Genomic DNA, 12,310 nt, shown 5'->3' with positions numbered 1-12,310 from the left:
GCTTGGCCTGCATCGAGCAGGTAAATAAAACTTGGGGCCATGAAATCCACCTTTAAACCGCTGGATTGCCCTCTTTACGTATAAGGACGGGTCTGGGCAAGTGCGCCTGGGCCAAAAAATAGTCTACCCCTAACCTGTGGCAGGGAACGCCAACGCAGCTTAGGGCAAGGGCAACGCAGGCGCCGCATCCCTCAACCAATAGCGGCCCAGCAGCGCTCGGCACCCGTGCAAAGCTGCACACAGGGCGCCCGCGCTAAGCGTCTGCCAGTCCTCTTCGCCGCAGGCGAGAGGCCGGCTGTCAGCCTGTGTTACCCCCTGCCGGCGGGTTCGCCCGCCGGCGTTCGTTCCACAGCCCACGGGCTGCGGTATTTTGGATCAGCGAGAAGGTCGAATGCACGCTACACTGATATCACTGATGCCAAATTCCGTAAATGCGCGCGCAGGCAGTTTGCGCCTTCCATTGCAACTCGCCAGCACGCAGGGGTACGCATTGATTAATCTGCTCAAGTCACACCTCGACCAGATCCCCATGCGAGATATACCCCACCCATTCACCCTCCCAACCACCCATTAAACTAGCGAGGTTTGCAGGACTGCCCCAAGGGCAGCAGCTCTGATCGGTATTGAATTTGATCTAAATATAGACAGCCAAGGTGCTTAATTTATGAAAAGACAAAAACGTAACCAGATCGAATTAGCCTTTAACAAGGGTTATATGGCAGCCATTAAAGGCCGCTCTCGGGACCTCTGCCCCCACCAGCAAGGTGAAGCGCGGCAGGAATGGTTGAGTGGATGGCGCGAAGCCCGCGAAGATCATTGGAATGGTTACAATATGGCCGCCTGCGCACAAAAGCTCAGCAACATAGGATAGCCAGGCCGTATATCCTTAAATTGCACTGTGCTTTTTCAAATTAGGCCAGTGCATCTCAGGCTAGAAGAATTCACCCCTCTCTCTTTGGAACAGGCATGCAGCGCTCAGCGCTGCATTTGTCTATTTGGGCAAAGAGTCTATGGCATCCACCGCCTCGCCTACCAACTCAGGTCCGCGATAAATAAAGCCACTGTAGATTTGCACCAGCGCCGCCCCTGCGCGTATTTTCTCTGCGGCATCTTCGCCACTACAGATACCGCCTACTCCAATGATAGGTAGTTGGCCAGCAAGCGCACTGCTCAGCAGACGAATAACTTCTGTGGACCTATCCCGAACCGGTGCGCCACTCAAACCACCCGCCTCATCGGCGTGCTCACAACCCTGCACCAGCTCTCGCGATAAGGTGGTATTGGTGGCAATCACAGCATCCATCTCAGCGGCAACCAGCGCCTGCGCCACGGCCTGCACCTCCTCTGAGGTTAAATCCGGGGCAATTTTAACTGCCACCGGGACGTACTTGCCCACGGTTTGAGCCAGTCTGCCCTGCGTTTCTTTCACCTCGCCCAGCAGCTGTTGCAAACTCTCGCCATATTGAAGCGAGCGCAAACCCGGCGTATTGGGCGAGGAAACATTGACCGTTATATAGTCTGCATAGGGGTAGACTTTGGTCATGGCAATCTTGTAGTCCTCGTGGGCTTGTTCCACCGGGGTATCAAAGTTTTTACCCACATTGATGCCCAGAACGCCCTCGAAGCGACGCCGCTTAACTTGGTTAACCAGGTGGTCGACGCCCTTATTGTTAAAGCCCATACGATTAATAATGGCCTGCTGCTCCGGCAAACGGAACAACCGGGGTTTTGGATTACCCGGTTGTGGCCTGGGCGTAATCGTGCCAATTTCCACATGGCCAAAGCCCAACTGCCCCAAGGCGTTGAAATAATCGCCATTTTTGTCTAAACCGGCGGCCAGACCAACGGTATTGGGAAACTGCAAGCCCATCACCTCTGTCGGCTGTCCGTGTACCTTTGGCGCCATTAGCCCCAACAACTTTAAACGCTCACAGGCCCCCAACAGATCCAGCGACAAGTGGTGAGCCGTCTCGGGGTTCAAGGCAAAAAGCAATGGTTTGGCAAAGGAATACATAGGGGCGTCCCAGATCAACTAACAGGGCCGCAAGGATACTTTAATCCACAGGCAGGTGCACCCGTCTGAATGTCGCGGTACTCACTCGGCTTAGCGGGTTTGGCATAGCGGCAATCTAAGCGCCCGCCGGCTCCACACTGATCAACTTGTGTTGGCTGTCGAAGGTAATCACGAAGCGCCCATATACTCCTTCGTCTGTGACCAGCCGCCGCAGTGCATCTGCCGGGAACTGCACGCGCCTTCCGTCTTCGGCGCGCGCAGCCACCACTCGAGCACTGCCGCGGTACAACCGCAGCAGCTCTTCCCGGCTAATTGCAAGATTGACGAAAACTTCCGCCAAGTTACGTCCCTCTACTGGCTACTGGCTGTACTGACTGGCCTGTGCCAAATCCAGCAACTCGCGCAACGCGACAGAGAAGATCGCGTAATCGGTACCCGTGGCACCGCGCAAATCGGCAATCATTCCACGCCAGCGATCCACCAGGACCTTGTGCTTTTCGGCCCAAGCCGCGAGCGCGCCGGCAATGCTCTGCTTGGCCTCTAGCGACCGGATCAGCGAGACAGTAATGCAGCGCAACTGGGAATCCAAATCATCCAGAAAGGCTTCGCGCGCCATAGATTGCCAGTAGTTCTCGACTTTTACATTGGATATCTCATCGGCAAACCAGTCTAGCCCCAAGAAGTCGCTGACCGACATCTGTACCTCTGCCACGCGCAGGATATCGGTTTTGGATTGCACTGCCGCCTCTACCATACTGAGGCCGGGCGCGACATTGATGGGAATTGCCGCCCGCGCAGCCACATCCTCGGGCACCCCTGCGGCCATCAACCGCTTCGACTCGGCAATCCACTGTTTCTTTGGCTCACCACGAATCATGCCTGGCAGCGCAAGACGCAACTTCGTGAGCGGATCACGGAATGCGCCCACCTCCTGTGCCACGTCCAAATGGGTTCGACGATTGCGCAGGAACCAGCGGGTAGCCCGGCGAATTCTGCGCATCATCCGGCTCATAATTTCCAACTGCAGCTGGGCATCCACCTTGTAGTCGAGCGCCTCAATATCGCGCCAAAAGCTGTCGAGATCATAAATATCGCGCGCTGCGACGTAGGCCTTGGCCACTTCCGCAGGTTTACTGCCCGTAGACTCCATCTGCCGCTGGCAAAAGTTAATGCCCATGATATTGACCATATCATTGGCCAATTGCGTGGCAATAATTTCACTGCGCAGTCTATGGCTATAAACCTGATCTTTGTAGCGCTTGCGTACTTCACTGGGGAAAGCCGTTTCTACGATCGTCGCTATGTAACTATCTTCAGTAATGGCCGGCACGGCCAATTCTTCTTTGAGCTGAACTTTTGCATAGGACACCAGCACCGACAACTCGGGGCGAGTTAGCGATTTACCCTGTGATTGACGCTCCACCAACACATCGTCGGGCGGTAAAAACTCCAAGGCGCGGTTTAACCGGCCGCTGGCCTCCAGCGCATTAATAAAGCGACGGTATTCACCAACCCGTTGGCGAGATTGAAACTGAGCAATACTGATCGCCTGGGTTTGCCGATAGTTGTTGTGCAACACTAAATCGGCCACGTTCTCGGTCATTTGACCCAATAGCAGGTTGCGTTGCTTTTCGGTAAGATTGCCGCTTGATACCACTTCATTCAGCAAAATCTTCACGTTCACTTCATGGTCAGAGCAATCTACGCCGGCAGAGTTGTCAATAAAGTCGGTATTACAGGCGCCACCGGCTAAACAGAATTCGATTCTGCCCAGCTGCGTCATTCCCAAATTACCGCCTTCGCCAAACACCTTGCAGCGTAAATCTTTGCCGTTAACCCGCAGCGCGTCATTGGCTTTATCGCCCACCTGCGCATGCGTTTCCTGGGAAGATTTAATGTAGGTACCAATTCCGCCATTCCAGATCAAATCCACAGGCGCCTTTAACAGCGCGTTAATTAAATCTGTAGGAGTAAGTTTGTCTTCTTTAATAGCAAAGACCTTTTTCATCTCAGGTGTTATGGCAATGGATTTCGCCGAACGCTCAAAAATACCACCGCCTTTAGAAATCAGCTTCTGATCGTAGTCAGTCCAGCTGCTACGGGGCAGTTCAAATAGGCGTTTTCGCTCTTTAAAGGACTTGGCGGAATCAGGCGTTGGGTCGATAAAAATATGCAGGTGGTTAAAACCCGCCACCAGACAAATATGTTCCGACATCAACATGCCGTTGCCAAATACGTCACCGGCCATATCGCCAATGCCAATCACCGTAAAATCGGTGGTCTGGGTGTTAAGGCCTTTCTCCATAAAGTGCCGCTTGACGCCTACCCAGCCACCACGAGCCGTAATCCCCATGCCCTTGTGGTCGTAACCCTGGCTGCCGCCAGACGCAAAGGCATCGCCCAACCAGTGGTTGTATTCCTTGGAGATACCGTTGGCAATATCTGAAAAAGTGGCTGTACCTTTGTCGGCAGCCACCACCAAATAGGGGTCGTCGCTATCGTGACGCACCACCGCTCGCGGCGGCACAATTTGTCCATCAATTAAGTTGTCCGTGACATCTAATAAGCCGCGAATAAAAATTTTATAACACTCGATTCCCTCTTTTTGCACCGCCTCGCGATCGCCACCTTTCGGGCGCTGTTTAGATACAAAGCCGCCCTTCGCGCCGTTGGGAACAATAACCGCATTCTTAACTTGTTGCGCCTTCACCAATCCAAGCACTTCGGTTCGGTAATCCTGCAGCCGATCGGACCAGCGCAAGCCACCGCGCGCCACTGCGCCGCCGCGAAGATGCACACCCTCCACCCGTGGCGAGTAAACGAATATTTCATAGAGTGGTCGAGGCTCCGGAATTTCGGGAATCGAACGGGGGTTAAACTTGATCGAAATATAATCTTTGCATTCACCATCGGCGTCAGTTTGGTAGAAATTGGTCCGCAAACTGCCGTTGAGCATATCCAGGTAGCGGCGAATAATCCGGTCTTCGTTCAAATTATCGACGCTGTCCAAACTCGCCAACACTTGCGTTTCCAAAGCTTTAACCCGCTCGATCGATTTGGCGGTGCCATCGTTCAACGCCGGATCAAATTTAGCCTGAAACATAGCCACCAGGTTACGGGTGATACCCATGTGGTTGGCCAGTGTATTGGCAATGTAAGTCTGGCTAAAATTAAACACCGTTTGTTTCATGTAGCGCGCATAAATTCGCAGGATTGCCACTTCCCGCCACTCGAGCGAAGCACCCAGCACCAACTGATTAAAACTGTCATTTTCAGTTCGACCGGCCCATACAGCGGCAAACGCCTCCTGGAATAGGTGGCGCGCCGATTGCACATCGATATCGGCCGGCAAGTCGTATACCAACTCAAAATCGTGCATCCAATAGCGATCTTCACCAACGTCTATACGATAAGGATGCTCGCCAATAACCCGCATTCCCATGCGCTCTAATACAGGAATACCATCGGACAATTCGAGTGTACTGTTGCGCTGAAACACCTTAAATCGAAAGCTGTTCTTTTCAACGCCAACGGGCTGATAAAAACTCATGCCCAGTGATTCTGGCCCCGCAATACCCGACATGGTTTCGATATCAAATACCGCTGCGCGCGCGTCAAAGTGCTCGCGGTAAGCGCTAGAAAACGCATGCTGGTAGCTTTTATACAAACGCGCGCCCTTTTCTTCTCCGTGACTTTCTACCAGGGCTGCATGCAGGTGATCTTCCCAGGTGCGGGTGATATCAACAATTTTTTCCTGCAACTTGCGGACATCGTATTCGATAGGCTTGTTCGGATCGACACGAAATACCAAATGCGCCCGCGCCAGAATGGATTCTGAAAAATATGTCGTAAATTCACACTCTTTCGCGTTGATCGCCTTACTGATTAAATTCTGGATTTTTACGCGAATTGCCGTACTAAAGATATCGCGGGGAATATAGACCAGCGCGTTCACAAATTTACCGTAGGGGTCGCGGCGCATGAACAGCTTTACCCGGTAGCGCTCGTTGATGCGCATGACACCAACTGTGGTTTCAAACAATTCAGAGCCGCTGCTTTGAAACAGTTCATCGCGCGGAAAAGTTTCCAGAGTTTGCTTCAGCGCCTTGCAATCATGGCTTTGCGGGTCAAGGTCGGCGCGAGCGATAACCTGCTCAATTTTTCGCCGTATCAATGGAATTTTTGTGGGGCTGAGGGTGTAGACTGGCGAGGTGTATAGGCCCATAAAGCGGCACTCGCCATTCACCTTGCCAGAGGCATCGTAGCGCTTAACAACCACATAGTCTGAATAGGCGTGGCGATGTACTCGCGAGCGAACGGAAGACTTAGAAAAGGCAAGTACCTTTGGCGTTAGGTGAAAGCGCGCCATGCCCGGATTAAAGTCGTCGATCACCACGGCACCGGTATCGGTGGAGTGACGCCGAAACAAGCCCAGGCGCTTGTCAGTCACTTCCCGCAGGGCGCGCGTACCATCCTTGTCGAAAAACTCGTATTCGGAATAGGCCATAAAGGTGAAGTGGCCGTCGGCCAGCCAGCGCACAAATTCGCAGCTTTCGGCCAAATCAACCACATGTTCACTGTCGGGCACCTTGGCCAGAGACTCGCTTACCTGCGCCACCGCCGCCAGCATGGGTTTATAGTCGTTGACCACCACATCGACATCCTGCAAAACGTCCTGCAGGCTGTGGGCTATTTCGGCCATTTCTTCGGTATCGGTGTGCAGATTGATCTCAAAATAGATCAGCGCCTCTTTACCGTAGGCAATACCTTTCTTTTTAGGCAAGGCTTTGTGTCGGGGTACAATTTCCGTCAGCTTCAGCTCTTCATCTCGGCCGACGGTGTGAATACTAGAGTAAACCCCGTGGACGGCGATACCGCGACGGTTCAATTCCATGCGAATGGAATCCACCAGAAACGGCATGTCGCGCTGCAACACAGCGACCACGGTGTGTGGACACAGCCAGTGATCTTCATCCAGCGTGGGGTTGTACACGCGCACCTTGGCCTGCGGCGCAGCCGGACGGCTGGCAATCATGTTCCACCAGCAGTATATGCTGCCGTAAATATCTGAGATTTTACGGCCTTCCAGCTCGTCGATTGGGAACTGGTCGTAGTACTCCAGGGCAAAAGCCTTTACCTGCTGGGCTTTGGCTCCGGACAGTTGCTCATCAATCAATGTTGTCAGCTGTTCCAAAAAGGCCTGTTTGTTGTCAGCGGCAACCAAACTTGTATCCACGTGTCTATCTCCGAAGAACGCCAAGCGTTCCGTTGTGCACCGATTTAGGCAAACCCTTAGGGTTGCCGTCCTTGTTTAACCGATCAAGCAATCTCTTCGCAGCGGGCCTGCCCTATCCTTCCAAAGGAACGGCAAAAACTGGCAGTCTATGCCGCAAAACTGTACAAAGCATAGACCAATCACGCCAAAACCAGCCCTTGTATCACCGCATTCAGCCCCCACATAAAAGAACCAATGCGTCATTGCGCTGTCTATGGCTAAGTCTAGAGACTGTAATCCATCATTTTGACAGGTATAACGAACAACAAACCTATGACCACACAAGCACACGTCAAGCTATTGAAAGACTGGTTGAATAACCAAATTGTTGGCCAAAACGACCTGATTGATCGTCTACTCATCGCGTTATTGGCCGATGGTCATCTGCTGGTGGAGGGGGCGCCAGGACTGGCAAAAACCAAAGCGATCAAGTTGCTGGCCAAGGGCATAGAGGGCAGCTTTCACCGAGTACAATTCACACCCGACCTGCTGCCTGCCGATGTCACCGGCACCGACATCTATCGCGCCGAAACAGCCAGCTTTGAATTTCAGCAGGGACCGGTATTTCACAACCTAGTATTGGCCGATGAAATTAACCGGGCGCCCGCCAAAGTGCAGTCGGCATTGTTAGAGGCCATGGCAGAGCGCCAAATCACCGTGGGTAAACACACCTACCCGCTGCCCGACCTGTTCTTAGTGATGGCCACCCAAAACCCCATCGAGCAGGAAGGCACCTACCCCCTGCCCGAAGCGCAATTGGATCGCTTTCTCTTGCATGTCAATGTCGGCTACCCGAGCGTGAGCGCCGAGAAGGAAATTCTGCGCCTGGTACGCGCCGAAAACCTACACCAAGAGTCCGAACCACCCACGGCACTCAGCCAGGCCAGCTTGCTGGCCGCTCGCAAAGAACTGCTGCAGTTGCACATGGCCGAAGCCGTGGAGGACTACTTGGTGCATTTGATCGACGCCACCCGCAATCCCGCTCGCTACGACAGCCAGTTGGCGCAATGGCTGGAATACGGCGCCAGCCCCCGCGCAACGCTGGCACTCGAGCGCGTGGCCCGCGCCCATGCCTGGCTCGCGGGTCGCGAGTTTGTCACGCCAGCCGACGTACAAGCCCTGGCGCCGGATGTTCTGCGCCACCGCCTGATACTAACCTACGAAGCCGAAGCCAGCGGCATTAGCGTCGACCAAGCCATCGACAAACTGTTAGATGTGGTCGCCGTCAGTTAAACATGGAGACGCTGCAGCCAAACGGCCCCTACACCGACCTCAGTGCGCTAGTGCGCACGCGATTGGCGGCGCGCGATTTACGGCTGCCCGCCAAAGCGCGCAGCCAAAGTCTATTACACGGTAGCCGCCGCACGCAGTTTAGGGGGCGGGGTATGGAGTTTGCCGAAATTCGGCCCTATCAAGCGGGCGACGACGTGCGTACTATCGATTGGCGCGTAACGGCAAGGGCGCAAAAACCCTTCACTAAACTCTACAGTGAAGAACGGGAAAAGCCGGTATTCTTCCTGGTGGATCAGCGCGCCAGCATGTTCTTTGGCAGTCAAACTTGCTTTAAGTCGGTGTTTGCGGCTCATTTGGCCTGCCAGCTCGGATGGGCGGCGAGCCTGGCGGGCGATCGCATTGGCGCGATGATTGCGCACAGTCAAGGGGCCGTGGATTTACGCCCTAAGGGCCGGCAGCACGCCATGCTGAGTTTTATTAACCAGCTCCACCACTGCAACACCCAGCTCCAGTCCCCCATTGCAGACAGCCGGGAGCTGCCGCTGTCTCAGCTGCTCAGCCAATGCCGCAGAGCCCTGAAGCCCGGTAGCACACTGGTTATTATCAGCGATTTTTCAGATTGGACAGAAGACTGCAAGCGCCTGCTATCACTCTTGGGGCGCCACAATGACGCCCTGCTGCTGCACCTGTACGACCGACTGGAGCAATATCCACCTACTGCCAGCCAGCTCGCCCTGAGCGATGGCCAGCGCCTGCTCTCACTCGATGTTGGCCGCAGCCGGGAGATTAACCGGGCCTTTCAGCAGCACAGTCAGATGCTCGCGCAAACGGCGCAAGCACTGGGTTGCGCCTACCATCAACTGGAGTGCAGCGCGCCCTTAACTCCCTGGCTTCAGCAACACTTTGGCCGCGCCAATCGCACTCGCTCATCGCATAACCACACGCCTTTATGAATACCACCGAGTTGCCCCTAAAGGACATTCACCTACCCGCTGACGTTGCTATTTGGCCACTGGCACCCGGCTGGTGGCTACTGATTGCCCTAGTCTGCGCCATCGTGACACTTCTAATCTGGCAACAATTGCGTCGACAACCTAGACCCCAGCCCCAGGCCTTTCGAGCCCAAGCGCTGCAATTGCTCGAACAATACGAGTACGATTTCGCCCACCACGCAGACCCTCAGCGGCTAGCTCAGCAGGTCAATCAGTTACTGAGGCGCGTCGCCATCAGCAGTGGTCACAGCGAAGCGGCTCGCCTTACGGGTCAGGCCTGGTTTGACTTTGTCAAACAGCAGGATGTGTCTGAGGCCTTACACGCCGGGACTGAAACACTTCTGGTGCAGCAACCCTACACCGACCTGGTGTTACTTCCAGCGTCAACCCTAACCCAGTGCCTGCCGCCACTGCGTCAATGGATTAACCACTTCCCGGGAGCCGTCCACCGTGCTGATGTTTGAATGGCCACTCGCCTTTCTCCTGTCGCCACTGCCACTGCTGGTGCGGTGGCTGCTGCCCCAAGCCACGCAACAGCGCGCCGCCCTCTTAGTTCCCGCCCCCATGCACCAAGCGGCAGCCCAGTCCCAGGCCGGGGCAACCGATACCCCGGCGCGCGCCCAACTCCTGTTACTTTGGGCGCTTTGGCTGCTATTGCTATTGGCTGCAGCCGGACCGCGCTGGCAGGGCGACCCAATTGAGCTGCCCAGCAGCGGCCGCGATCTACTGCTGGCTGTTGATATTTCGGGTTCAATGAAAACACCGGACATGGTTTACCAAGATCAACAAATCAACCGCCTTCAGGCGGTGAAAGGCGTGGTGCAAGAATTTGTAGCGCGGCGCACTGGCGATCGACTGGGACTGATTTTATTTGGCACCCAGGCGTACCTGCAGGCCCCGCTCACCTTTGATCGCGCGACCGTAAATCAATTATTGCAGGAAGCACAATTGGGTTTTGCCGGGGAAAATACCGCCATAGGTGACGCCATCGGACTCGCAGTGAAGCGCCTCCGGGCGCGGCCAGAAGCCTCGCGGGTGATGATACTGTTGACCGATGGCGCCAACACCGCCGGCAATGTGAGTCCTCGCCAAGCCGCCGAACTGGCGGCCGCTGCAAATGTGAAAATTTACACTATTGGGCTGGGTGCCGATCAACTGCAGGTACCCGGCCTATTGGGAACCCAGCTAGGCGCACGCACCGTCAACCCCTCGCTGGATCTCGACGAAGCCACGTTAACCCACATTGCCACGCTCACTGGCGGACAGTATTTTCGCGCGCGCAACCCCGACGAACTACAAAACATTTACCATCTATTAGACCAGCTCGAACCCAGCGCGCAGGACGGCGAAATGTTCCGCCCTCAAAAATCCTTGTTTCACTGGCCGTTGGCGCTGGCCTTTGCGCTCAGTCTGCTGTTGTACCTACTCACCCAAGGTTTTCACCGCCATCTCCACCGCGTGCTAAAGGGAGGCGCGAACAATGGTTGAGTTTCATTTTTTGCGCCCAGCTTGGTTGTTGCTGATACCGCCCCTAGTGGCGCTGTTGTTGTGGCTGGTACGACGGGAAAATCAGCCGCGCGCCTGGGCCAGTTTTATTGCACCTGAGCTGCTCGCTAAATTACAGCCCAACCAAGCCACAACAAGTGCTCCTCGCTGGCCATGGTTTGCCCTGAGCTGGCTACTGGCAGTTTTCGCTTTGGCGGGCCCCAGTTGGCAAAAACTGCCCACGCCAATTGCCAAAAGTGCGGCCGCCACCGTCTATTTGCTAGATTTGTCGCCCTCGATGTTGGCCGAAGATCTGAAACCAAGTCGCATCGTGCGCGCTCAGCAAAAGCTCACCGACGCCCTGAGCCTGCAACAAGATGGACTCCAGGCACTGATTGCCTACGCGGGCGAGGCTCACTTGGTTGCCCCCTTAACCGACGATGCCCGCACCCTGCGCAATCTGGTGCCCGCTCTGACGCCAGCGGTCATGCCCATGACCGGCAGCAATGTAGAGATGGCCATTGAACTCGCCATTGATACCTTGCGCCGAGGCCACATTCAAACCGGGCGCCTGGTTTTATTTACCGACGGCATCACCCAAGACGCCAAAGACACGCTCGTCGAACTGCTGGAGCAGACCAACTACCCACTGCATATCATCGCCCTGGGCGACGAAACTGGCGCGCCCATTCCACTGGGCGAACGCGGATTTGCCAAAGATCGCGACGGCAATATTGTGATAGTAAAAAATGAGCGCAAATACCTGCGCGAAGTCGCCGCATTCAGTGGCGGGCACTATCGCAACATCACATTGAATGACGACGACATTCGCTTTCTAGCAGCGCCCTTTGAAGCAGCGCAGGACAGTGGCCGCACCGTCGAGCGGGATTTCGATCACTGGCGCGACGAAGGGCTATGGCTGGTTTGGTTAATGCTTCCGCTGGCAGCCTATGGCTTTCGAAAACAGTGGCTGCTGGCGCTGCCCTTGCTAATGTGCCTAACCGCCCTACCCAGCCAACCGGCGTTAGCCCAAAGCGCGGCCAATACCACGGAAAATAGCGCGCAAAACCCATTGGATTTTTGGGATTGGCTGTGGCGCAATCCAGACCAGCGGGGAAAAAAGGCACTGGAACACAATAGCCCGGAAATCGCAGCGCAGGCTTTCAAAGATCCGCGCTGGCAGGCATCTGCCCACTACCGCGCACAACAATACCAGGCCGCCATCGATCAATTGACACCGATCACACAAGCACCAGACGCCACCGCGGACGACTTTTACAATCTGGGCAATGCACAAGCGCGCGCCGGTCA

9 protein-coding genes are annotated in these 12,310 nt (G+C 55.1%); 6 read left to right on the top strand and 3 right to left on the bottom strand.

Translation table 11 applies throughout. The annotated features are described in order from the left end of the window. Positions 1-664: 664 nt before the first annotated feature. On the top strand, positions 665-871 hold the full coding sequence (gene rmf, locus ACW8F6_RS14640) for a ribosome modulation factor (RefSeq protein WP_491576617.1): 207 nt from the start codon (positions 665-667) through the stop codon (positions 869-871). 120 nt (positions 872-991) lie between these two features. Here rmf and ACW8F6_RS14635 read toward each other — a convergent pair whose 3' ends face one another. The 3 genes from ACW8F6_RS14635 to ACW8F6_RS14625 all read right to left on the bottom strand — a co-directional run bounded on the left by ACW8F6_RS14635 (position 992) and on the right by ACW8F6_RS14625 (position 7,250). Further along, a complete protein-coding gene (locus tag ACW8F6_RS14635) occupies positions 992-2,014 on the bottom strand; it encodes a quinone-dependent dihydroorotate dehydrogenase (RefSeq protein ID WP_491576616.1) in 1,023 nt (340 codons plus the stop codon). 115 nt (positions 2,015-2,129) lie between these two features. Then, entirely contained in the window at positions 2,130-2,354 is a 225-nt protein-coding gene (locus ACW8F6_RS14630) for a DUF2835 domain-containing protein (RefSeq protein ID WP_491576615.1), read from the bottom strand. 18 nt (positions 2,355-2,372) lie between these two features. Beyond that, positions 2,373-7,250: an NAD-glutamate dehydrogenase gene (locus tag ACW8F6_RS14625; RefSeq protein ID WP_491576614.1), complete on the bottom strand. Its 4,878-nt coding sequence runs from the start codon at positions 7,248-7,250 to the stop codon at positions 2,373-2,375. Between the two features lie 312 nt (positions 7,251-7,562). Here ACW8F6_RS14625 and ACW8F6_RS14620 point away from each other — a divergent pair, with 312 nt between their 5' ends. The 5 genes from ACW8F6_RS14620 to ACW8F6_RS14600 form a co-directional block, all read left to right on the top strand. After that, positions 7,563-8,522, top strand: a complete 960-nt coding sequence (locus tag ACW8F6_RS14620) for an AAA family ATPase (protein WP_491576613.1) — start codon at positions 7,563-7,565, stop codon at positions 8,520-8,522. 2 nt (positions 8,523-8,524) lie between these two features. After that, on the top strand, positions 8,525-9,475 hold the full coding sequence (locus ACW8F6_RS14615) for a DUF58 domain-containing protein (RefSeq protein WP_491576612.1): 951 nt from the start codon (positions 8,525-8,527) through the stop codon (positions 9,473-9,475). After that, entirely contained in the window at positions 9,472-9,978 is a 507-nt protein-coding gene (locus ACW8F6_RS14610) for a DUF4381 domain-containing protein (RefSeq protein ID WP_491576611.1), read from the top strand. Before ACW8F6_RS14615 ends, ACW8F6_RS14610 begins: the two co-directional genes overlap by 4 nt. Beyond that, positions 9,965-11,002 carry a vWA domain-containing protein gene (locus ACW8F6_RS14605; RefSeq protein ID WP_491576610.1) on the top strand — a complete coding sequence of 346 codons (1,038 nt, stop codon included), beginning with the start codon at positions 9,965-9,967 and terminating at the stop codon, positions 11,000-11,002. The genes ACW8F6_RS14610 and ACW8F6_RS14605 overlap by 14 nt, the downstream gene beginning before the upstream one ends. Continuing rightward, the coding region (locus ACW8F6_RS14600; protein ID WP_491576609.1) for a vWA domain-containing protein at positions 10,995-12,310 on the top strand (1,316 nt) is incomplete at its 3' end. The genes ACW8F6_RS14605 and ACW8F6_RS14600, both read left to right, overlap by 8 nt.

The organism is Simiduia sp., from assembly GCF_058345725.1.
Note: the sequence above shows the minus strand (reverse complement) of the source record. Positions and strands in the feature narration are given on the sequence as shown.